The sequence below is a fragment of the Dactylosporangium sp. NPDC051485 genome (assembly GCF_040682015.1).
Taxonomy (GTDB): Bacteria; Actinomycetota; Actinomycetes; order Mycobacteriales; family Micromonosporaceae; genus Dactylosporangium.
The window spans coordinates 1-22,557 of the sequence record NZ_JBFAZW010000142.1 but is presented as its reverse complement, the minus strand read 5'-3'; the positions used below and the strand labels follow the sequence as shown (position 1 = coordinate 22,557).

19 protein-coding genes and 1 pseudogene are annotated in these 22,557 nt (G+C 71.5%); 6 read left to right on the top strand and 14 right to left on the bottom strand.

Features of this window, described 5'->3' with window-relative positions; all coding sequences use genetic code 11:
• Positions 1-228 precede the first annotated feature (228 nt).
• Both AB0M46_RS45845 and AB0M46_RS45840 read left to right on the top strand, forming a co-directional pair.
• A pseudogene (locus tag AB0M46_RS45845) lies at positions 229-1,123 on the top strand (IS5 family transposase).
• Between the two features lie 725 nt (positions 1,124-1,848).
• The gene (locus AB0M46_RS45840) at positions 1,849-3,297 is read left to right on the top strand and encodes a hypothetical protein (protein ID WP_363346958.1); all 1,449 of its coding nucleotides are present in this window, start codon (positions 1,849-1,851) and stop codon (positions 3,295-3,297) included.
• Here the strand turns inward: AB0M46_RS45840 and AB0M46_RS45835 are convergent.
• Both AB0M46_RS45835 and AB0M46_RS45830 read right to left on the bottom strand, forming a co-directional pair.
• Positions 3,294-4,088, bottom strand: coding sequence for an NAD(P)H-binding protein (locus AB0M46_RS45835; protein ID WP_363346956.1), 795 nt, complete (start codon positions 4,086-4,088; stop codon positions 3,294-3,296). The genes AB0M46_RS45840 and AB0M46_RS45835 overlap by 4 nt on opposite strands.
• 112 nt (positions 4,089-4,200) lie before the next feature.
• Entirely contained in the window at positions 4,201-5,121 is a 921-nt protein-coding gene (locus tag AB0M46_RS45830) for a DMT family transporter (protein WP_363346954.1), read from the bottom strand.
• Positions 5,122-5,370: 249 nt separating this feature from the next.
• Here AB0M46_RS45830 and AB0M46_RS45825 point away from each other — a divergent pair, with 249 nt between their 5' ends.
• Positions 5,371-6,228: a DMT family transporter gene (locus AB0M46_RS45825; RefSeq protein WP_363346951.1), complete on the top strand. Its 858-nt coding sequence runs from the start codon at positions 5,371-5,373 to the stop codon at positions 6,226-6,228.
• A 36-nt stretch (positions 6,229-6,264) separates the two neighbouring features.
• Here the strand turns inward: AB0M46_RS45825 and AB0M46_RS45820 are convergent, their stop codons facing one another.
• From AB0M46_RS45820 to AB0M46_RS45805, 4 genes are all read right to left on the bottom strand, one after another.
• Positions 6,265-6,408 (bottom strand): hypothetical protein, encoded by a 144-nt coding sequence (locus AB0M46_RS45820; protein ID WP_363346949.1) that lies wholly within the window; start codon positions 6,406-6,408, stop codon positions 6,265-6,267.
• A gap of 71 nt (positions 6,409-6,479) precedes the next feature.
• On the bottom strand, positions 6,480-7,076 hold the full coding sequence (locus tag AB0M46_RS45815; protein WP_363346947.1) for an SPW repeat protein: 597 nt from the start codon (positions 7,074-7,076) through the stop codon (positions 6,480-6,482).
• 152 nt (positions 7,077-7,228) lie between these two features.
• Positions 7,229-8,233 carry a cytochrome d ubiquinol oxidase subunit II gene (locus AB0M46_RS45810; RefSeq protein ID WP_363346945.1) on the bottom strand — a complete coding sequence of 335 codons (1,005 nt, stop codon included), beginning with the start codon at positions 8,231-8,233 and terminating at the stop codon, positions 7,229-7,231.
• Positions 8,230-9,621 (bottom strand): cytochrome ubiquinol oxidase subunit I, encoded by a 1,392-nt coding sequence (locus AB0M46_RS45805; protein ID WP_363346963.1) that lies wholly within the window; start codon positions 9,619-9,621, stop codon positions 8,230-8,232. The genes AB0M46_RS45810 and AB0M46_RS45805 overlap by 4 nt, the downstream gene beginning before the upstream one ends.
• 202 nt (positions 9,622-9,823) lie before the next feature.
• Here AB0M46_RS45805 and AB0M46_RS45800 point away from each other — a divergent pair, with 202 nt between their 5' ends.
• The 3 genes from AB0M46_RS45800 (at position 9,824) to AB0M46_RS45790 (ending at position 12,944) form a co-directional block, all read left to right on the top strand.
• Positions 9,824-10,453: a DUF4142 domain-containing protein gene (locus AB0M46_RS45800; RefSeq protein ID WP_363346943.1), complete on the top strand. Its 630-nt coding sequence runs from the start codon at positions 9,824-9,826 to the stop codon at positions 10,451-10,453.
• A 106-nt stretch (positions 10,454-10,559) separates the two neighbouring features.
• Positions 10,560-11,849, top strand: a complete 1,290-nt coding sequence (locus AB0M46_RS45795) for a M20/M25/M40 family metallo-hydrolase (protein ID WP_363346941.1) — start codon at positions 10,560-10,562, stop codon at positions 11,847-11,849.
• A gap of 225 nt (positions 11,850-12,074) precedes the next feature.
• On the top strand, positions 12,075-12,944 hold the full coding sequence (locus AB0M46_RS45790) for a flagellin (protein WP_363346939.1): 870 nt from the start codon (positions 12,075-12,077) through the stop codon (positions 12,942-12,944).
• 76 nt (positions 12,945-13,020) lie between these two features.
• Here the strand turns inward: AB0M46_RS45790 and AB0M46_RS45785 are convergent, their stop codons facing one another.
• The 8 genes from AB0M46_RS45785 to AB0M46_RS45750 form a co-directional block, all read right to left on the bottom strand.
• A complete protein-coding gene (locus AB0M46_RS45785) occupies positions 13,021-14,430 on the bottom strand; it encodes a GH1 family beta-glucosidase (RefSeq protein ID WP_363346937.1) in 1,410 nt (469 codons plus the stop codon).
• A gap of 42 nt (positions 14,431-14,472) precedes the next feature.
• The gene (locus AB0M46_RS45780) at positions 14,473-15,486 is read right to left on the bottom strand and encodes an ABC transporter ATP-binding protein (protein ID WP_363346935.1); all 1,014 of its coding nucleotides are present in this window, start codon (positions 15,484-15,486) and stop codon (positions 14,473-14,475) included.
• Positions 15,483-16,529: an ABC transporter permease gene (locus AB0M46_RS45775; protein ID WP_363346932.1), complete on the bottom strand. Its 1,047-nt coding sequence runs from the start codon at positions 16,527-16,529 to the stop codon at positions 15,483-15,485. Before AB0M46_RS45775 ends, AB0M46_RS45780 begins: the two co-directional genes overlap by 4 nt.
• A 1-nt stretch (position 16,530) precedes the next feature.
• Entirely contained in the window at positions 16,531-17,511 is a 981-nt protein-coding gene (locus tag AB0M46_RS45770) for an ABC transporter permease (RefSeq protein WP_363346930.1), read from the bottom strand.
• A complete protein-coding gene (locus AB0M46_RS45765; RefSeq protein ID WP_363346928.1) occupies positions 17,508-18,635 on the bottom strand; it encodes an ABC transporter ATP-binding protein in 1,128 nt (375 codons plus the stop codon). Before AB0M46_RS45765 ends, AB0M46_RS45770 begins: the two co-directional genes overlap by 4 nt.
• Before the next feature lie 100 nt (positions 18,636-18,735).
• Positions 18,736-20,388 carry an ABC transporter substrate-binding protein gene (locus AB0M46_RS45760; protein ID WP_363346960.1) on the bottom strand — a complete coding sequence of 551 codons (1,653 nt, stop codon included), beginning with the start codon at positions 20,386-20,388 and terminating at the stop codon, positions 18,736-18,738.
• A gap of 166 nt (positions 20,389-20,554) precedes the next feature.
• Positions 20,555-21,574 carry a LacI family DNA-binding transcriptional regulator gene (locus AB0M46_RS45755; RefSeq protein ID WP_363346926.1) on the bottom strand — a complete coding sequence of 340 codons (1,020 nt, stop codon included), beginning with the start codon at positions 21,572-21,574 and terminating at the stop codon, positions 20,555-20,557.
• A 341-nt stretch (positions 21,575-21,915) separates the two neighbouring features.
• Positions 21,916-22,557: DUF4352 domain-containing protein (locus tag AB0M46_RS45750; RefSeq protein WP_363346924.1), on the bottom strand; the 642-nt coding region annotated here is incomplete at its 5' end.

The window sequence follows — 22,557 nt, the reverse complement described above, 5'->3', positions numbered from 1 at the left end:
CCTGCCTAACGCCATCCCAGCAAACTACCCGAAATAGATCCAAAACGATGGCCGCCACGCCAGTGGCGGCCATCGTTTAACACCAGTCACCTAGGAAGTGTGTCGAAGTCGGGTCTGTGGCCTGGCCTGGCCTGGCCTGACGTGATTGGGTGCGTGTCGGAGATCGACAATGGGCGAGGTCTCCGGTAGTTGGTTCATCGACCAAGAAGAACCTGCACCGGAGACCTCGTGGACACCATAGCGGTGACGAGGCGGCATGACCTGACCGACGCGCAGTGGGCGGCGCTGGAACCGTTGCTGCCCAACCCTGCCCGGTCGGGTCGGCCGTCGTTGTTCAGTAAGTGGCAGTTGATCGACGGGATCCGGTGGCGGGTCCGCGTCGGCGCCCCGTGGCGGGACGTACCGGCCTGTTACGGATCATGGTCGGCGGCGGCCGGGTTGTTCCGGCGGTGGCAGCGAGCCGGTGTCTGGGCGCAGATCCTGACCGCGTTGCAGGCTGTTGCCGACGCCGCCGGGCAGATCACCTGGGACGTATCGGTGGACTCCACGACCGCCCGGGCGCATCAGCACGCCGCCGGCGCGCGGAAAAGGGGGATCTACAGGCCGAATCGCCTGGCGGGGTCCGTGACGAACCGGCTGACCACGCCCTCGGCAGGTCCCGCGGCGGGTTGACCACCAAGGTCCACCTCGGCTGCGAGCAGGGCCAGAAGCCGTTGTCGCTCGTGCTGACCGCGCCGGGCAACGCGGCGACAGCCCGCAGTTCACGGTCGTCCTGGACGGGATCCGGGTGCCCCGGCTGCACACCGGCCGGCCACGCACCCGACCCGACCTGGTCCTGGCCGACAAGGCGTACACGTCCCGCGCCAACCGCCGCTACCTACGCCGCCGCGGCATCAAGGCGTGCATCCCGTCCAAGGCCGACCAGGACGCCAACCGCCGCAAACTCGGGTCGAAGGGCGGCAGGCCGCCAGCCTTCGACCCCGAGACCTACAAACAGCGCCACGCCGTGGAGTGCAGCATCAACCGGCTCAAACGCAACCGAGGCGTCGCCACCCGCTTCGACAAACTCGCCGTGCGATACGAAGCCACACTCCACATCGCCGCCATCAACGAATGGCTGTAACCGACTTCGACACACTCCCTAGGTCCGTCGCGCTGCTAGGGGGCGTATCAAAGTCTGTGTCATCAAAGCTGCTGGCCCTCCGCAGTAGGTGTCGTCGCGGGTGTCCGGCTGAGCGGTACGTTGGGTAGTGTCGATGTGTGACGGGGGCGGGGGCACGGCGTCGGGGGCCGAATCGGGCGGTGCCGTGGCAGCATGAGGGTCCGGTGTCGGTGTTGCGTCTGCCGTTGGATGTGCGTGAGCCGCGGGTGCGGCAGGTGTTGGAGCGGGTGTTCGGGGCCGCGTTTGCGGTCCGGCGGGCGGTGCAGCGTGACGCCCGGTCCCGGGTCGACGCCTTCTGGGCTGCCCGCTGTGAGCGGGCGGCGGCGGGCCCGGAAGCGGTCCGGGGCCGGTTGGGGTTGTCTCGTAGCGGGCTGGAACACGCCGCCTACCGGCATCTGGACGGTGCACCACATCTGCGGCGGTACCTGACGAAGGCCCTGGCCATGCACCTGGCCGACGGGGTGTGGGAAGCGACCGTACGGCATCTGTTTCCTGATGTCACCGGCCGTCGGCATGGCCGGCCCCGGCCGGGCGGTTGGTGGGAGTTTGCCGCGATTCCGGGTCGGGCTCGTTCCCATACTCGTGCCCGGAAGTGGGAGACGTTCCGGCTCGTGGGGAGCCTGGCCGGGCATTGCGCCGCGTTCGAGCGTGGTGGCCGGTTGTGGCAGCCGCGTCGGATGCCGGCCGTGACCGCCGTCGGCGGCGGGGTGCCGGTGCGGTCGTGGTGGGATCACGACGGCCCGTTCGCGATCGTGTGCACCGGCCTCGGCGGGGGTGACCTGGTCATACCGGTGCGGCTGCCGCAAGGCCCCGGTCGCCGGCCGGTCCTGGAGCACTACCTCGCCGACCCGGGCCGCTGGCACAAGATTGACCTGGTCCGGCACCGTGATCCGGGCAGCCTGGGTGGGTGGCGGTATGAGGCGCACCTGATGGTCCTTGGCCCCGGTTACACCTCGCCCGCCGTCACGCAGCGGCGTCAGGCTGCCGCGCTGCTGGAGCGGCGGGGTGGGGTGGACGTCAACGTGTCTAACCTGACCGTGGTCTCGGTCCCGACCGGCCCGGACGGCGGGTTGGCGGCCAGCCGTGTCGCCCGCACCGGCGACCAGGACACCGCCCTGGCCGACGAGCGGTTGCGGCAGCGGCGCCGCAACCGGGCCCTGGACCGGTCCCGCCGCGCCGCGAACCCCGGCCAGTACCGGCTCTCACCACGCCAGCAGCGCCGCGCCGACCGCCGCCGCGCGGCCGGGCTCCCACCGGTGCAGGTCACCGTGCCTGCCGGGCCACGAGTTGCCAACATCGCCGGGATACCGGCTCGCGCCTACCGGCATGACATCGTGTCGAGCACCTACCGGCGGCTACGGGGGCGGGCCGCCGCCGATGGTGCTGCCCGCACCAAGGCCGGGTACACCCGGGCCCGGATGACCGCCGCGGCTTTGGTCGCGGTCCATGGCGCTGGGTTGGTGGTCGAGGACGCCGATATCCGTGTCTGGGCCCGGCGGTGGGGCCGCGGCATCCACGCCTTCACCCCCGGCATGCTCCTGGCCGCCCTGCGCCGCGAAACCACCGCCGTCACCGCCCACACCGGCCGCGGACCCGGACCCGGACCCGGGCCGGGGCTGGTGCGGGCCGGAACCCGGCACACCGCCTGGACCCAACACTGCCTCTGCAGCCACCGGGTCCCGAAGGGCCTGGCGGACCGCCGCCACAACTGTCCCGGCTGCGGGCTGGCCGGCGACCGCGACCTGGTCGCCGCGCTGGTCGGCGCGCATACCGTGCTCACCGACCCGGCCCAGCCCGGCACAGCCCGGGTCGACTGGGACGCGGCGCGGGCCACCCTCGACCGGTACGGGGTCGAGACCATCAACGTAGGGCTGCAAGGAGCCCTGACCGAGTCAACCGGAACCCACCACCCCGACCCCCACCACACTGGTGGACGGTCGCGGCGGCCGCAGCCCACCACCAGCCAGCACGGCCAGCGGCAGGGCGCTCGGCGAACCTTCGGAACAAGCCCTCGACAACCCCGGATGAGACCCGCAACCACACCAGTGGCCAGGACCACACCGGAACGACGAGACGCACACCCCGAACTGTCGACCAAGCCCGGCATTACAACCGGACTTCGACACAGACCTTAGACCGCGGCGACGGTCTCCTCGAGCGTGGCCGGCGGGCGGCCCAGCAGCCGCTGCAGGTCGCCGGTCTGCCGCTCGAGGGCCCCGCCCTTGGCCAGCGCGTGCAGGAAGGCCATCGGGCCCGGTGGGGGCTGTTCGCGGTACGACACCGGGGTCTGGAACCGCGCCTGGAGCGCGGCGGCGAGCTCCGGGTAGGTCCACAGTGGACCGGTGAGGTCGTACGCCCGGCCCTCGTGGCCGTCCGTGGTGAGCACCTCGGCGGCGGCCGCGGCCAGGTCCCGGCGGGACGCGGTGTTGAGGGCACGGCCGCCGGTGCCGCTGGTCAGCTCGCCGGCGCCGACCGCCTGGCGGAGACCGGGGTGGATGAAGGCGTCGGTGTAGAAGGGGTTGCGCAGGAAGGTGTACGGGCGGCCGGTCTCGCGGATGGCCCGCTCGGTGGCGTGGTGGGCCGCGTTGGGCCCCTCCGGCTGGGCGTCGGCGCCCAGGAAGCTGGTGTAGGCGACGAGGCCGGCGCCGGCCCGGGCCGCCGCCTCGGCCGCGTGCCGGTGCTGCCGGGTGCGGCGGTCGGTGTCGAGGTCGGGCGAGGAGATGATCAGGAGGCGCCCGATGCCGCCGAACGCCCGCTCGAGCCCGTCCGGGTCGTCGTAGTCCCCGAGCCGCACCTGCACCCCGCGCTCGGCCAGGTCGCGAACCTTCCCCTCGTTGCGGACCACCGCGACAATGCGCTCGGCGGGGACCAGTTCGAGCAGTCGCCGGACGACGAGCCGGCCCAACGCACCGGAAGCCCCGGTCACCCCGAGAAGATCGTGAACCACGCGACAAGATTCATGGCTGCGCGCCCGCCCGTCAACGCGTTTTTCCCCGCGGCCCGGTCGGCCACGATCGGGGACCACACGCTTCGCAGGGTCAGCCGTGGTGGGGCCGGTGCGGGAGGTGGAGCCGGTGCGGGAGGTGCGGGAGGTGCGGGCGGTGATGGGGCTTGTGGTGCGCCACGACGAGATGGGAGGAGGCGAGGGCGTAGACCCCCGCGGTCATCATCGCCAGCGCGGCGAGCTCGATGGCGATGGCGGCCGGCGTGATCGTCAGCGTGCCGCCCAGCACGCCGATGCCGATGGCCACGCCGGCGAGCGGTTCGGCCGCCGCGACCGGCGGGTACGAGACCGGCAGCGGGGCGAGCTTGTACGCGCTCTGCGCCAGCAGGATGCCGACGATCGCGATGACCAGGACGGCGTACGGCGTCCAGTCGACCAGCATCGCCAGCAGCCCGCGCTCGAAGAGCCGGCGCACGGCCGCGCTGGTCAGCGCCGCCTGCAGGCCGAAGAGCATGCCCGCGCCGATGCCCAGCACCGCCGCCTCGTGCTGCGGGCGCATCCGCCGGGCGAGTGACACCAGCCCGGTCGTGATGGCGCCGATGGACGCGGCGGCCAGCACCCACTGCCACACCGGCGCGTCCAGCTCGCCCGGGCCCGGCTGGCCGACCACCAGGAACACCACGATGCCGGCGACCACCGCGATCACGCCGGACCACTCGCGCCGGCCGACCCGGTAGCGGCTCGATACGGCCGCGACGGTCATGGCGAACAGCACCGCGGTCACGCTCAGCGGCTCCACCTGGGCGACGCTGCCCAGGCCGAGCGCGATGCCGCTCAGCACGTTGCCGACCGCCGACGTGCCGATACCGATGAGCCACAGCCGCTGGCGGAGCAGATATCCCAGCAGCCGCCAGTGCAGCACCGCGCCGGACGGAGCACGGGCCGCCGCGCGTTGCTGGATGGCGTTGCCGATCCCCACGAATGCCGCTGAGGACAGCGCCAGGGCGTACACCATGGACGACCCGCTACCCGGTCGTGCGGTCCCGGACACCACACGGCGCTGGCGATCGGCCCGCCGGGGACCGGTCCGGCAGGACCGCCAGGGGTCCGGCCGGCACGGCGCCGCCCGCCCGGCCGACACCTGGTCACGCCGCCCGGCAGCGGTTCCGGGCGGCACCGGGCCTCGCCCGCGGTGTGTGAGAGGTAGCCCCCGGGTAGACGGTCGCAGAGCCGATGTGGAGCAGGAGAGGAGGACCTGCACGCCATGAACGTCGCGGCGACGCTGGCGGGAATCGGCTCGGCAATCTGCTTCGCGGTCGCCTCCGCTCTCGAGCAGAGCGCCGCCAAGCGGGAACCGATCCCCCGCACCCTCGACCTGCGCCTGATCTTTCGCCTGGCGCGCCGGCCGATGTGGCTGCTGGGGTGGATTCCGGAGATCTTCGGCACCGGGCTGCAGGCCTACGCACTGAGCCAGGCGCCGCTGGCGTTCGTCGAGCCCCTGCTGATCAGCGGGTTGTTCATGGCCATCCCGCTGGCCGCCGCGCTGAACCGGCGCCGGGTGCACGTGCGGGACTTCGGCGTGGTGACCCTCGGCGGCGCGGGGCTGGTCGCGTTCCTGCTCGCGGCGCAGCCCCGCCCCGGGGTAGCGGAACCGACGCGCGCCGCCTGGCTCGGCGTCGCGCTGTGGGCCGGCCCCTTACTGACGGTGTGCCTCATGGCCTCCTGGCGCGCGAACGGAGCGGTGCGCGGCGCGCTGCTCGGCATCGCCACCGGCCTGCTCTACGGCGTGGGCGCGTCGCTGTTGAAGAGCATCTCCGCCCTGCTCGCCAGCGACCCGGTGCAGGTGCTGGTGAGGCCGGAACTGTACGCACTCGCCCTGGTCGGCGGCTTCGCCGTCGTCGTCAACCAGCACGCGTTCCAGAGCGGCCGGATCGCGGTACCCCTCACGGCGATCACGATCGTGGATCCGTTCATCGGCGTCGTGATCGGCGTGACCGCCTTCCACGAGACCCTCGCCACCGGCGGGCTGTGGATCGCCCTGCAGGTGTTCGGCGTGCTCGCGATGGCCGGCGGCATCTGGCTCGCCGCCATCACCCCCGAACCGCGAAGCCATGAGCCATAGGCACCCGAACCGATGCCCCGCCGGGGCCGCCCCCGGCTACGCGGTACGCCCTCGACGCCGGCCGCCGGTCCCGAGTCGCAGCGCGACGAGCAGGCCGGCGGCCACGGCGGCGAGCGGCTGGAAGATCGGCGCCACCGGACGGGGATGCCGGTCGAACTCGTTGTCGTTCCAGTCGAACATGCGGGGCGCCCGTCCGCTCGGCAGCGGACGGGCTCCTCTGGCACCGGACCATGCCGTGCCAGCGCCGATCGCTAGTAGCGGGGACGCCGCTCGGCACCGGGCCGGTCGACGTCTGGCCGGTCCACGCCCGGCCGGTCCGTGGTGGGCCGCTCCGTGGTGGGCCGTTCGGCGCCGGGCCGGTCAAAGCCCCGCTCGAAGCCGTGGCGTTCCATGCCCCGTCGTTCGCCGCCGTGTCGCCGGTTCGCCGTCATCAGCAGCGCGGCGGCACCCAGGCCCAGCAACACCGTCACCGCACCGGTGGCCACGTTCGTCGCGATGATCCCACCGGTGCTGGACCCACGCTGAATGACCCACGGCGCGACGATGACCCACACCCCGAGCGCGGCCATGGACCAGCTCAGCCGGTACATCCGCTCCGGCGCCATCGTGAGCCCCAGCGCGATCACGCCGATCATGACCCCGAGAATCAGGTTGTTGATCGCCACATTCGGCGCGTAGCCGATGAAGCCCACCACCCACGGCGAGATGGCCAGCCAGCCACCGGCCAGCAGCACCAACCCGTCGATGACGACCGCCTGCCCGCTCGATGCGACCCGCTCGTAGCGCTGCCGCATCTCGGCGATGTCCGGGTGTCCGGCGAAGTCCTGATACTGCGAAACCTCGGCCACGACACACCTCCCTCGGTTCGTCTTGCTCTCCTTACCTCCGCCTACCCACCACTTGCCCCGACCGATCTTTTTTGTTCCCGCGGGCTTGCCGTTCCTGTGGCCGCGACAGCACCGCGCCCGATGGCGTGGCGGCCGGCCGACATGACGCGGGCCTACGCATGGTCGTCGTGCCGGAGGGTGGAGCGTTGCTGCAGGGCGTAGAGCAACGCCAGGGAGGGCGCGACCAGCACCGCGGCGGCGGCGAACACGAGCAGCAGCGTGACCATCGTGGCCGTGGGGGCGGCCGCCTGCCGGACGGTGGTGTGCGTGCCGAGCAGGTACGGCGTCTGCGCCACGCCCCAGGCGATGACGAGGGCGGCGATCGCGACGCCGGCGAGCAGCCGGACGATCCGGGGCGAGTACCGGGGCAGCAGGACGAGCGCGGCCGCCCCGGCCAGCAGCGACACGGCGGTGGCCGGCAGCGCGGTGCTCAGGAGCCGGTCGAAGAGCCGGTGGGCGTCGGCGGCCGTGACCGCCAGGCCGGCGACGGCGAGGGCGCCGCAGGCCCAGGCGGCCCACCGCGCCCGGCGGCGGAACCGGTGCTCGAGGCCGGCCTGCCCGTCGGTGCGGGCGTCGGCGGCGAGCAGGATCGCGGCGAGGTAGGCGCACGTGGCGGTGAACAGTGCGCCGGTGAGCAGCGAGGTGGGGTTCAGCCAGCTGCCGAGCGGGTCGCCGCCGCCGGCGGCCGGGACCCGGCCGGACGCGATACCGCCGGCGACGGTGCCGAGGAAGAACGGGGTGATGACGGAGGAGACGGCGAAGGCGGCGCCGTTGAGCCGCTGGGTGCTGGTGCGCACGAGGACCTTGCGGAAGGCGAAACCGGCGCCGCGCACGACGATGCCCAGCGCCGCCAGGCCCAGCGGCAGGTAGAGGGTGGTCGTCACGGCGGCGAATGCGGCGGGAAAGGCGCTCCAGGCGACGACCAGGCAGTAGATGAGCCAGACGTGGTTGGCTTCCCAGACCGGCCCGAGGGCGTGGTCGATGTGGGCGCGGATCGCCCGTCCGCGCTCGGCGCCGCCGGCGGTGAGGTCCCAGAACCCGGCGCCGAAGTCGGCGCCGGCGAAGACGGCGTAGGCCACGAGGCCGGCCAGGAGCCCGGCCGCGACGAGCGTGCTCATCGCGCCTCCCCGGGCTCCGCGGGCCCGTAGGGGACCTCGACGGCCTTCGGGCCGGGGGCGGCCCAGCGGCGGCGCATCGAGCGCAGCACCAGGACCGCGCCGGCGCCGACCGCGGCGTACAGCACCAAGGTGCCGGCGAAGAAGGCCCACATGTTGCCTCCGGTGGTGACCGCGTCCCGGGTGAGCAGCAGCCCGACGACCGTCCACGGCTGCCGGCCGACCTCGGTGACCACCCATCCGCTCTCCAGCGCCACGACCGACACGACGCCGGCGAGCGCGGCGGCGCGCAGGAACCAGCGGCTGCGGGGCAGGTCCCGGCGGCGCCACCAGGCCCAGCCGAACCAGGCCGCCAGCGCCAGCAGCGCGAACCCGGCGCCGACCATGACGTCGAACGCCAGGTGCACGATCGTGACGAGCCGGTCGGAGGGGCGCACGTCGGCGGGGATCGCGTCGAGGCCGCGGATCTCGGTGCCGGGGCGGTAGCCGGCCAGCAGCGACGCCCCGTTGGGAATGAAGACGCCGTAGCGGACCCGGCCGCCGATCACCACGCCGCCGAGCACCTCCGGCACGTGGGTGGCCGTGCCGGGCAGCGCCTCGATGGCGGCGAACTTGGCCGGCTCGTGCTGGAAGACCTCCCGCGCGGCGACGTCGCCGACGACGACCTGCGCCGGCATGACGATCGCGGCGGTGGTGAAGGCGATGAGGAAGCCGAGCCGGTGGTAGCGGTCCCGGCGGCCCTTGAGCATGGCCGCGGCGTAGACGCCCGCGACGAGGAAGCCGGCCACGATGTACGCGGCGAGGAACATGTGCAGCGTCTCGTACCAGTAGGCGCCGTTGAAGAACACGTTGACCGGCGCGACCCCGACGACCCGCCCGTCGCGCACGGTGATGCCCGCGGGCCGGTTCATCCACGAGTTGGCGGCCACGACCGAGGCGGTGCCGCCGATCCCGGCGATCGGGACCGGGAGGCCGGAGCAGAAGTGGGCCCACGGGCGCAGCCGGTCCCAGCCGAAGATGTAGATGGCGACGAAGATCGCCTCGATGAAGAAGAAGATGCCCTCGACCGCGAACGGCAGCCCGTACGCGGCCCCGAAGCGGCGCATGAGGCCCGGCCACAGCAGGCCCATCTCGAACGACAGCACGGTGCCGGAGACCGCGCCGACGGCGAACAGCACCGCGGACACCTTCGACCAGCGGCGGGCCAGCAGCAGCGCGTCCTCGTCGCCGCGCCGGATGCCGCGGTACTCGGCCAGCAGCATCAAAAACGTGAAGGCGAGGCCGAACGGCACCAGGATGATGTGAAAGCCGAGCGTGAAGGCCATCTGCTCACGGGCCGGCAGCAGCTGGTCCGGCTCGACCGGTGCGGCCAGCACGGTGGCCGCCGTCATCGCGCTCACCACTGCGCGCCTCCCTGTCCCCTCGACGGTCCGGGTCCGGCGACTGCTACCCCGAGCGCGCCGGGTTCACCGGGTTTGCGTCAACCGGCCGGCGCGGCGCGGGCCGGGATGCGGCGGCGGGACCGGGGTGAGCGCCACGCCGAGGGGGTAGTCGACGGGCTTCAGCCAGCAACCCACTCCGCGGGAGGATGTCATGCGGGCAATCTTCGCGACCAGCATCGCCGCGGCCGTGTGTGCGGCGGTGGCGTCCTTACCCGCCGCGGCGCACGGCGCGGCCACCCCGGCACCACCGGTACCGCCGGTGCCGGTACCGCAGGGTCCGTCACCGACCGGTCAGGCGCCGCCCGGCACCCAGCTCAGCGCCCAGGACCGGACGTTCCTCACCCAGGCCGCCCAGGCCGCCCAGTTCGAGGTGACGACCGGCCGGCTCGCCGGCGACCGGGCCGCGAGCACGGCGGTCCGCTCGTTCGGCCAGCGGATGGTCACCGACCACGGCAAGGAGCTGCAGCAGCTGCAGTCGCTCGACCAGACGCTCGGCATCGCCTCGTCGCCCGCGCCCGACGCCGACCAGCAGAACCTGACGGCCATCTGGACGACGGTGCAGGGCGGGGCCTTCGACTGCTCGTACGCCCCGGCCATCTACGCCCTGCACGCGCACGACGTCCAGGCGTTCGACGACGTGGCGGCGCACGCGGACAATCCGCAGGTCCGCCAGTTCGCCGCCGGCCAGCTGCCGGTCATGCGCCAGCATCTGCAGATGGCGAGCAAGAACCTGCACAACCTGAACTGCTCGGCGCCGGCGCCGTCCGGCGTGCCGTCGTGACCGCGCGGCGACCGGCGCCGGGCGTCAGGCGGTGCGGGTCGGGCGCGGGGTGGCGTTGCCGCCGGGACGGCCAACAGGCTGTGCATCGAACGGCTACGGTGCAACGATGCACGAGGTCGTCTCCCTGGCCCGCGAACTGATCCGGTTCGACACCACCAACACCGGCGACGAGCGGGGCGCGGGCGAGCGCCGGGCCGCCGAGTTCGTCGCGGAGCGGCTCGCCGAGGCCGGCTACGAGCCGACGTACGTCGAGCCGGCGAAGGGCCGCGGCAACGTCGTCGTCCGCCTGCCCGGCGCGGATGCCAGCCGGGACGCCCTCCTCGTCCACGGCCACCTCGACGTCGTCCCCGCGGACGGGCGGGACGGGTGGGAGCTGCCCCCGTTCGAGGGTGAGATCCGCGACGGGTACCTCTGGGGCCGCGGCGCCATCGACATGAAGCACATGGTCGCCATGAGCCTGGCCGTGGCCCGCCGGTTCAAGCGCGACGGCGTCGTGCCGCCCAGGGACATCGTCTTCGCCTTCCTGGCCGACGAGGAGGACGGCGGCCACCAGGGGGCCGGCTGGCTGGTCGAGCACCGCCCCGAGCTGTTCGAGGGGGTGCGCGAGGCGATCAGCGAGGTCGGCGGCTTCTCCGTCGACGTGCGCGACGACGTGCGGGCGTACCTGGTCGAGACGGCGGAGAAGGGCTCGATGTGGCTGCGCCTCAAGGTCCGCGGCACGGCCGGGCACGGCTCCATGGTGCACACCGACAACCCCGTGGCCAAGCTGGCCGCCGCCCTGACCCGCCTGGATCGCCACCGGTTCCCGCTGGTGCTCTCCGAGCCGGTCCGGGACTTCCTGGCCGGGGTGAGCGAGCTGACCGGCGTGCCGTTCGACCCCGACGACCCCGAGGCCGCCGTCGCGCGGCTCGGGTCGCTGGCCCGGATGATCGGGGCCACGCTGCGCGACACCGCGAACGCGACGATGCTCAGCGCCGGGTCCAGGTCCAACGTCGTGCCGTCGGTGGCGGAGGCGACCGTCGACGGGCGGATGCTGCCCGGCCGGGAGGCGGCGTTCGCCCGGGAGCTCGCCGAGGTGCTCGGCCCGGAGGTGGAGATGGACTGGGACGAGCTGCCGCCGGTGCAGACCACCTTCGACGGGCGGCTGGTCGACGCGATGGCGGCGGCGATCGAGGCCGAGGACCCGGGGGCGCGCGTGCTGCCGTACATGCTCTCGGCCGGCACCGACGCCAAGTCGTTCCAGCGGCTCGGGATCCGCCACTTCGGGTTCGCCCCGCTGCGGCTGCCGCCCGGCCTGGACTTCACCGCCCTGTTCCACGGCGTCAACGAGCGCGTGCCGATCGACGGCCTGGAGTTCGGCGAGCGGGTCCTCGACCGGCTCCTGCGGACGTGCTGACGACGCACCGGCCCCGTGGGTCACGCGAACCTCGCCGCGACCGGTGCGCCCCAGCCGTGTCATCCGAGCCGCGACCGGCGGCGCGACCGGTGCGCCCCGGCCGTGTCATCCGATCGGGCAGAGGCCGGGGCTAGGGCTCAAGCCGCGGCGGGAACGGGCGATGTCGGTGCACGGGCGGCCAAGGACGGTCCGCGCACCACGGCCCGAGTTCACGGAGGAGTCGCCATGGGTCTTCGCATCAACAACAACATCGCCGCGCAGAACGCCTACCGCAACCTGTCGGTCACCGACACCCAGATGAGCAAGTCGCTGGAGAAACTCTCCTCCGGCTACCGGATCAACCGCGCCGCCGACGACGCGGCCGGCCTGTCCATCTCCGAGGGCCTGCGCTCGCAGATCGGCGGCCTCAAGGTGGCCGTGCGCAACGCCCAGGACGGCATCTCGGTCGTGCAGACCGCTGAAGGCGCGCTCACCGAGACGCACTCGATCCTGCAGCGCATGCGCGACCTGTCCGTGCAGGCCTCCTCGTCCGGTTCGCAGGACACCGACGCCCGCACCGCCGCCCAGACCGAGTTCACCCAGCTCAACGCGGAGCTCGACCGCATCGCCTCGACGACCTCCTTCGGCGGCCAGAAGCTGCTCACCGTCGGGCAGAGCGGCGCCTCGGCCTACCAGGGCACCTTTCAGGTGGGCGCGAACACGTCCACGGCCGACCAGATCTCGGTCGACCTGTCGGCCTCGGCCTTCGGCGGCATCACCACCGTGACCGGCTTCGACGCGAGCGGCCTGGGCGTGGCCTCGGCCAACCTGATCAGTGGCGCGGCGTCGGCCATCACCGCCATCGACAACGCCATCAAGGGGGTCTCCACCGCCCGGGCCACGCTCGGTGCGTACCAGAACCGGTTCGAGCACACCATCAACAACCTCAACGTGGCGGTCGAGAACCTGTCCGCGTCGGAGTCGCGGATCCGTGACACCGACATGGCCCAGGAGATGGTGTCGTACACCCGCTCGCAGATCCTGACCCAGGCCGGCACGAGCATGCTGGCCCAGGCGAATCAGGCGCCGCAGAGCGTGCTGTCGCTGCTGCGCTGATCCGCCGGCGGGTGAGCGGCGGCGGGGAAGGACAACGAGGTCCGTCCCGCCGCCGCGTCGCGTGGACCAGGACCGGTCAGCCGCGCAGGGCCCGGATGGTGTCGCGGTACCAGTGCGCCGAGCGCTTCGGGGTGCGCTCCTGGGTGTCGTAGTCGACCCGCACGATGCCGAAGCGCTTGTCGTAGCCGTACGCCCACTCGAAGTTGTCCATGAGCGACCAGGCGAAGTAGCCCCGGATGTCGGCGCCCTGCTGGCGGGCCAGCGCGACGGCGCCGATGTGCGAGTCGAAGTACCGCACCCGGTCCTCGTCGTCGACGTAGCCGGTCTCGTCGGGCACGTCGTCGAACGCCGAGCCGTTCTCGGTGACGAAGATCGGCAGGCCGTAGTCGTTGTACAGGCGCACCAGCAGCTGGGTGAAGCCCTCGGGGACGATCTCCCAGCCCATCGCGGTGATCGGCCGCCCGGTCGGGATGGCCCGGCTGACCGGCAGCCCGTCGGCGTCGGTGTCGTTGCCGTCCTCGTCGACGCCGGAGACGGTCTCGGAGAAGTAGTAGTTGATGCCGAGCACGTCCAGCGGGGTGCTGATCACGTCGAGGTCGCCGTCCTGCACCGGCAGCTCGATGCCGCGGCGGGCCAGGTCCTCGACGAGGTCGGCCGGGTAGCGGCCGTGCACCAGCGGGTCGAGGTAGATGCGGGTGCTCAGGGCGTCGGCGCGGCGGGCCGCGTCGCGGTCGGCGGCCGAGTCGGTCTGCGGCGTCGACACGCCCATGTTCAGGGTGATGCCGAACTCGTGCCTGGCCCGCCCTTCGGTGTCCTGGCTGGCCGCCCGCATCCGCTCGGTGGCCAGGCCGTGGCCGAGCAGCAGGTGGTGCACGGCGTGCATGCTGGCGGCGAAGTCGCGGCGGCCGGGCGCGTGGGCGCCGTAGGCGTAGCCGAGCATCGCCGAGCACCACGGCTCGTTCAGCGTCGTCCAGGTCTTGATCCGGTCCTGCAGCGCCTCGAAGACCATCATGCTGTAGTCGGCGAAACGGTAGGCGGTGTCGCGGTTGGGCCAGCCGCCGGCGTCCTCGAGCTCCTGGGGCAGGTCCCAGTGGTACAGCGTCACCCACGGCTCGACCCCGTTGGCCAGCAGCTCGTCGGTGAGCCGGTCGTAGAAGCCGATGCCCTCCGGGTTGACCGGGCCCCGGCCGCGCGGCTGCACGCGCGGCCAGGCCACGGAGAAGCGGTACAGGTCGACGCCGAGATCGCGGATGAGGGCCACGTCCTGCGGCATGCGGTGGTAGTGCTCGCACGCGACCTCGCCGGTGTCGCCCTTGTCGATCGCGTCGGGGACCTCGCAGAAGGTGTCCCAGATGGACCGGGTCCGGCCGCCCTCGTTGACCGCGCCCTCGATCTGGTAGGCCGAGGTCGCCACACCCCAGCGGAACGAGGGTGGAAGCGTGGCGATCGGATTGCCGAGGTCGAGGGGGGTCGCGGTCGTGTCCATGGTTCTCCTGGTTGTTCCGTGGTTGAGGGCCGGTCGGCCCGGCTATCCGGCGGTAACCGGATGCAGCCAGCAGGCCACCGACCGGGCCGCACCGACGTGGTCGTCGGGCTTGCCCAGGACTGGGATCTCCTTGTCACACGGCTCGAATCGCTTCGGGCAGCGCGGGTGGAACGCGCAGCCGCTGGGCATGCCGCGCAGGTCGGGCGGGGAGCCCGGGATGCCGGCCAGCTCCCGCCGGGCGCCGCGCAGCGCCGGGAACGAGCGGAGCAGGCCGTTGCTGTACGGGTGCAGCGGCTCGCGGTAGAGGTCGGCCGACGGGGCCTCCTCCACGATCCGCCCGCCGTACATGATCGCGATCCGGTCGCTGAACTCCACCAGCAGCGACAGGTCGTGGGTGATGAACAGCACCGAGAAGCCCAGCCGCTCGCGCAGCTCGACGAGCTGGCCGAGGATCTGCCGCTGCATGACGACGTCGAGCGCGGTGGTCGGCTCGTCCATGATGACCAGCTGCGGTTCCAGGGCCAGCGCCATGCCGATCATCACGCGCTGGCGCATGCCGCCGGAGAGCTGGTGCGGGTAGGCCTCGAGGCGGTCCTCGGCGATGCCGACGAGGCGCAGCATCTCCTTGGCCCGATCGAGGCGGGCGGACTTGGACAGCTTCGGCTCGTGCGCCTTGATCGCGTCCATCATCTGCACGTCGATCTTGTGTACCGGGTTGAGCGAGTTCATCGCGCCCTGGAACACGATCGACGTCTCGGCCCAGCGGAACTTGCGCAGCTGCGCGTGGGACAGGGCGAGCACGTCGTACGGGTCGCCCGACGGCGGGTGGTAGGTGACCGAGCCGCCGGAGACCACGCCGGGCGGCGGCAGCAGCCGGGTGATGCCGTAGGCCAGGGTCGACTTGCCGCTGCCGCTCTCCCCGGCGAGGCCGACGACCTCGCCGCGGTGGATGGTGAGGTTGACGTCGCGGACCGCGTGGACCGCCTCGTCGCCGAGCCCGTAGTCGACGTTGAGGTTCTTGATCTCCAGCAGCGGCCTGGTGAGGACCTGGGTCATCGCGCGGCACCGTCCCTGATCTCGATGGCCCCGGTCGGCTCGACGGGCCGGATGACGGGGGTGAAGCCGACCTTCATCCGGACCCGCTCACCGGTGCTGGTGCGCTTCGGGCCGCTGCCCGAGGTGCGCAGCCGCGGGCTGACGAACTCGTCGATGCCGAAGTTCACCAGGCTCAGCGCCGTGCCCAGGATCGCGATGGCGAGACCGGCGGGGACGAACCACCACCACGCGCCCTGCGCGAGGGCCTGCTGGCCCTGCGCCCAGAACAGGATGGTGCCCCAGTTCCACGACGACACCGAGGAGATGCCGATGAACGCGAGCGTGATCTCCGAGAGCACCGCGAAGATGACGGTGCCGACGAAGCCGGAGGCGATGATCGCGGTCAGGTTGGGCAGGATCTCGAAGAAGATGACCCGCCAGGTCTTCTCGCCGGTGGCCCGGGCGGCGTCGACGTAGTCGCGGCGGCGCAGCGACAGCGTCTGGGCCCGCAGCACCCGCGACCCCCACGACCAGCTGGTCAGGCCGATCACCAGGGCCACGGTGAGGTCGTTCACGTGCGGCAGCGAGGTGCAGATGATGATGATCAGCAGCAGGCCGGGAATGACCAGGAACACGTTGGACAGCACCGACAGGATCTCGTCGATGACGCCGCCGAGGTAGCCGGCGGTGACGCCGACGACGACCGACAGGATCGTGGCGACGATCCCGGCGACCGCGCCGACGAACACGACGCTGCGGGTGCCGGCCAGGATCTGGCTGAGGATGTCCTGGCCGAGGTGCGTGGTGCCGAACCAGTGCTTGGCCGACGGCGCCAGCATCACGTCCGAGGTGATCTTGTCGGGGTCGTACGGGGCGACCCAGGGGCCGATGATCGCGAACAGCACGTAGATGGCGAGGATGACCAGGCCGGTCGCGGCCTTGCCGTTGGCGATGAACCGGAACCGCTTGCGCTTGGCCTTCTTGCCGGCCGGGGCGGTCTCCGGCTGAGCCGCCGGGCCTTCGCCGGGGATGACCTGCTCGATGTTCGAGGGGGTGACGGTCATCTCAGCCTGCCTTTCGGGTGCGCGGGTCCAGCAGCGTGTAGGCCAGGTCCGCGAGCAGGTTGGCGACCAGCACCGAGATGGTGATGACCAGGAAGATGCCCTGCATCAGCGGGTAGTCGTGCGCGCCGACGGCCTGGAAGAGCTGGAAGCCCACGCCCGGGTAGGAGAAGACGATCTCCACCAGCAGGGTGCCGCCGACGATGAAGCCCAGCGAGAGCGCGAACGCCGAGATGTTGGGCAGCAGCGCGTTGCGGGCGGCGTAGCTGAACGCGACCCGCCGCTCGGAGAGGCCCTTGGCGTGGGCGACGGTGATGTAGTCCTCGGCCGACACGGTCACCATCATGTTGCGCATGCCGAGAATCCAGCCGCTCATCGACGAGACCAGGATCGTGATCGCCGGCAGGACGCTGTGGTTGATGGCCGAGCCGATGAAGGTCCCGTCCCAGTACGGCACCAGGCCGGGGGTGTAGCCACCGGAGGACGGGAAGTAGCTGCCGTTGCCGGTGAAGACGGCGATGAAGACCAGGCCGAGCCAGAAGTACGGCACCGAGGACAGGAACGTCGTGGCGGGTAGCAGGCCGTCGATCCAGGTGCCGCGCCGCCAGCCGGCGCCGATGCCCAGCGTCGTGCCGATCATGAAGCTCAGGATCGTCGTGATGCCGACGAGGCCGATCGTCCACGGCAGGCTCGAGGAGATGACCTCACTGACCGTCGACGGGAAGAACGTGAACGACAGGCCCAGGTCGCCGTGGAACAGCTGGTTCCAGTAGTCGAGGTACTGCTGCCACAGGCTCTGTTCCTGGTCGAGGCCGAACAGCACCCGCAGCGACTGGATGGAGTCGGAGGACACCGCGCCCTGGTTGCGGGCCAGGAACGAGCTGATCGGGTCGCCCGGGATCATCCGCGGGATGAAGAAGTTGATGGTGATCGCGGCCCAGGCCGTGAACAGGTAGAAGGCGAGGCGTTGCAGCAGGAACTTCATCGTGCCTCCTCCGGCTGGTGCAGCGCCGGCGGCGTGGGGATCGACGGGTCGGCCGCCGAGCCGACGCCCTCCTTGGCGACGGTCTCGGCGTCGTACAGCCAGCAGGCCGCCCAGTGCCCGGGCTCGCCGCCGACGTCCAGGCGCGGCGGCAGGTCGACGGTGCAGCGCTTCATGGCGTGCGGGCAGCGCGGGTGGAAGCGGCAGCCGGCCGGGGGCCGGATCAGGCTCGGCGGCTCGCCGTTGCCACGGTCCTTCGCGGTCGCGTCGGCGATGCCGGCGATGCGGTCCGGGTCGGGGGCCGACTCGATGAGCAGCCGGGTGTACGGGTGCGCGGGGTTCTGCGTGACCGACTCGCTGTCGCCGCCCTCGACCATGCGTCCGGCGTACATCACCATCGTCTCGTCGGCGAAGTACCGCGCCGAGGCGATGTCGTGCGTGATGTACAGGATGGCGAGGTTGAGCCGTTCCTTGAGGTCGCGCAGCAGGTTGAGGATGCCCAGGCGGATCGACACGTCGAGCATCGACACCGGCTCGTCGGCCAGCAGCGCCTCCGGGTCGGCGCCGAGGGCGCGGGCGATGGCGACGCGCTGGCGCTGCCCGCCGGACAGCTCGTGCGGGAACTTGTCGATGTAGCGCTCGGGCGGGGTCAGCGCCACGCGGGTCAGCAGGCCGGCGAGGGCCGCCTCGAGCTCGTCGGCGGTCTTGCCCGCGTTGCCGTGGATCTTCAGCGCCCGGGTCAGGTGGTAGCGGACCGTGTGCACGGGGTTGAGCGAGCCGAACGGGTCCTGGAAGATGAGCTGCACCCGGCTGACGTATTCGCGGAACCGGCGCCCGCCGTTCACGCGCGTCGTTTCGCCGCGCAGCCGAAGGTCGCCGCCGGTGCGGGGGTAGAGCTGCGCGAACAGCCGGGCGACCGTGGACTTGCCGGAGCCGGACTCGCCGACCAGTGCGGTGACCCTGCCGCGGCGCAGGGTGAGGGACACGTCGTCCACCGCGTGGACGACCGCCCGCTTGCCGGTGAAGATGTCGCTCAGCTTCCGCCGGACGGGGAAATGCTTGGTCAGGCCCTCGGCCTCAAGCACCACCTCGCCGACCGGCGCCGCCGGGCTCTCGCTCAACGTCATTGCCGTTGGTCCTGTCTCGGGGTGTCTCGTCATTGGGTACCGCTCCCCGGGCGACCCTCGCAGGGGTCACCCGGGGAGCGGTGTCAGTACGATCCGGTCGTCAGGAGCCGGCCGGCTTGAGGTGCAGGATGACGTCCAGGGCGTTGGCCTGGGTCGGCTGAAGCGCGCCGTACGGGTTGGCGTCGTCCGGCCAGCCGGTCCAGTTCTTGGCGCTGTAGGCCGCACCGATGTTGTCGGCGCCGACCGGGAGCATCGGGGCCTCCTCAACGAAGATCTTCTGCAGCGTGGCGAGCGCGGTCTTGCGGGCCGCGTCGTCGGTCGCAGCCTGGTAGGCGCGCAGCGCCGCCGTGGCGTCCTTGTTGTCGAAACGGCCGAAGTTGGCGGCCGGGGAGGCGGTGCCGATCGGCTTGAGCTGGTCGCCGTCCATCACCGTGCGGTAGATGTCGTACGGGGTCGAGCCGCCGTCGGTCCAGCGGAACGCCGCCTCGAACTGGCCGGCCTCGATGTTCTTGAACCACGCGTCCTGGTTGGCCTTGTCGACCGTGGCCGCGATGCCGATCTGGGCCAGGTTGGCCTTCACGATCTCCAGCGAGGTCTGGTAGTCCGACCAACCGGCCGGGTCGGTGAGCGTGATGGTGACCGGCTTGCCGGTCGGGTCCTTCAGCGTCGTGCCCTCCAGCTTGTAGCCGGCACCGGTGAGCAGCGCCTTGGCGCCCTCGACGTCGATCTTGTAGTCCTTGCCCTTGTACTCGTCGGAGACGAAGGCGTCACCGGCGGGCGAGGGCAGGCCCGTCACGCTCTTGACCAGCGGGTGGAAGTAGCCGGCCTCGGCGGTGTTGAAGATGTCGTCCCGGTTGATGACCATGCCCATGGCACGGCGCAGCTTCGGGTCGTTGAACGGGGCCTTGGTGGTGTTGATGTACAGGCCGTGGATGCCCAGCACCGGCGGCGCCCAGATCTTGTGGTTGGCCGCGTCCTTGTCGATGAAGACCGTCTTCACGTTGGGGATGAAGACGAAGCTCCACTCGCACTCGCCGTTGGCCAGGGCCGTGGTCTGCGCGTTGTTGTCGTTGTAGGAGGTGTACCGCAGCTCCTTGACCTGCGGCAGCGGCTGCCAGTAGCCCTTGTCGCGGACCGTGAGCGTGGTGGTCTGCGGGGTGAAGGACTTCAGGGTGTACGGCCCGGAGCCGATCGGGTTCTTGTTGGCCTCGGTCTTCGGGTCGGAGACCTTCTCCCAGATGTGCTTGGGCACGATCGGGATCTGCGCGATCGCCTTCTGCTGGCTGACGTACTGCGACGACTCGAACGTGATGGTCACGTCGGCGCCGTTCGCGGTCGCGTCCTTGATCTTCACGCCGCCGGAGTTGAGCGCCTCGTTGTCGCGCACCAGCTTGTAGGTGAACACGACGTCGTCGGCCGTGAGCTTCTCGCCGTCGGACCAGGTGGCGTTGTCACGGATGTTGACGACGACCGAGGTGTAGTCCTTGTTCCACTCCGCCTTGGTGGCGAGCCACGCCTTCATCTGGTCGGCCGGCTTGACCGGGTTCCACATCATCAGCGGCTCGTAGATCACCCAGCGGTAGCCGTCCTTGGCGCCGGCCGAGGTGCCCAGGAACGGGTTCTCGTTCTCGGTCAGCGGGCCGTTCGGCATGCCGACGGTCAGGACCGTGGTGGCCTTGGAACCGTTCTTCGTGTCGTTTGGCGAGTCGCCGCACGCGGCCAAGGTAGTCGACGTGGCCAGCAGACCGGCCATGCCGAGCAGAACGGAGCGTCTGTTCAACACGGGGGTGTCTCCTTTTGGTACCTGGATCGAGAGGAAGGTTCCTGCATCGATAGGTGGGGCGGACAGTTGCACAAATTTCGGTATGACGACGGAGACCCTTGGGGCGCGGCCCCCGCCCAGTTGGTGCGGCGTGACTTCAGGTGGTGCGCTCGGGCCACGCCGTGGCGGTCGAACCGCGCACGACGAGCGTGGTGGACAGGATGTTCGGCTCGGCGGTCAACGGCGTGCCGTCGAAGTGCGCGATGAGCCGACGGGCCGCCATCTCGCCCATCTGGCGCATGGGCTGGCGGATGGTGGTCAAGGGCGGCTCGGTGTGCGCCGCGTGCACGATGTCGTCGAAGCCCACCAGGGCGACGTCGTGCGGGACCGATCGGCCCGCGAGCCGCAGCGCCTGCAGGGCGCCGGCGGCGGACAGGTCGTTGTGCGCGAACACGGCGTCGAACTGCAGGCCCTCGTCCAGCGCGCGCTGGACCGAGGCTGCGCCGCACTCGAACGTGAAATCCCCCTCGATGACGAGCCGGGGGTCGATCGGCGCGCCGGCCGCCGCGAACACGTCCGCGAAGCCGCCGAGCCGGTCCTGGGTGCAGCCGAACTTCTCCGAGCCGGTGATGACGAGGGGCCGTCGCCGCCCCAGCTCGACGAGGTGCCGGGCGGCCAGCGAGCCGCCGGCCCGGTTGGTGGTCGCCACCGACGGCATCAGCGGCTTGTCGCCGCGGTCGTCGATGAGGACCACCGGCAGGCCGCCGGCGTACAGGTCGGCGAGGTAGTCCAGCGTCCCCTCGGGCTCGATGGCCAGCAGGCCGTCGAACGCCTTGCCGGAGACCTGCGCGGAGAACTGCCGCATGGACTCGGCGCCGCGGTTGCACGTGAACAGCAGCAACCCGTACCCCTCCGACTCCACGACGTCCACCGCGCCCTGCACGATGTCCCCCATCCATGGCCAGGTCAGCGACGGCACCAGCATCCCGATGACCCGGGTGTGACCCCGGGCCAGGTTCACCGCCCGCGCGCTGGGCACGTAACCCAGCTCGTCGATGACCGTGCGCACCCGTGCCGCGGTCGACTCGTCGACCTCCCCTTTGCCGTTGAGCACCCGGGAGACGGTGGTCTTGCTGACCCCCGCTCGCGCGGCGACATCGGCGATGGTTATCGGCACGCCGCGATCCTTCCCATGAGAGCGCTTTCTGGCAAGAGAGCGAGTTCTGGAACCGGTTCCGCAACCGGTTCCGGCACACTAAATCCGATTGCGGACAGTGGTGTCAATAACACGGCGGTAACGAAACTTAACGACCCCGCAACGCTTGCCAAGGGGATGTCCATGGTGTTGGCTCGGGGCCACCGTCGATGCGACTGCGGCCGCACCGGCGATCCCTACGCACCGTTACGGTAACGCTCCCATGGAGCGCTCTCACGGCCCTTCTTTACCGGTGAAGATCCGCTCTGAATCGATGCAGAAACGCTTTCTGAACCGATGCAGGAAACGCCCGCGGTACGGATTCAGGACCGCAGTTTGATGACGCTGCCGTCGCCGCCCACGAGGCCCGAGCGGACCCGCAGCCCGGTGAAGGTGAGCCCGGCCGGCACGTCGTAGACGACCGTGCCCTGCACCGCCTGGCCCGGCGCGATGTCGCTCGCGAGGGGCCGGGACTTGTCGTAGTAGACCAGCGACCACTCGTCCGGGCCGTATTCGGTGCCGCCGGAGTCGCGCAGCTTCTGGTTGCCGATCCACAGCCGCCCGGTGCTGCCGCCGGTGTTCTCCACCTTCAGGTCCACCAGGCAGAACTGGCCCTTCGGGCGGCGCACCAGCGGCCAGTCGCCGAGCTCCTTCGTGCCGCAGTCGACCTTGGCGACGGTGAAGCGCAGCTTGCCGTCGACCGCGACCGGGCTCGGCTTCGGCGTCGGCGACGGGGGCTTCGTCGAGGGCGGCGCCGCGCCCTGCGCGCCCTGCTCCCCGGGGCCCTTCCGCCCGGCGCTCTCGGCCAGCTTCAGCCCGGCCAGCAGGCAGGCCAGCAGCGCCACCAGGGCCACCCCGGTGACGATCGCCCGCCCGGCCCGGCGGGGGCGGCGCCGTGGCGGCGCAGGGGGCGGCTTCCATCTCCCGCCGGCCGGGTCCAGCCGCGTCCCGGGGACGTCGGCGAC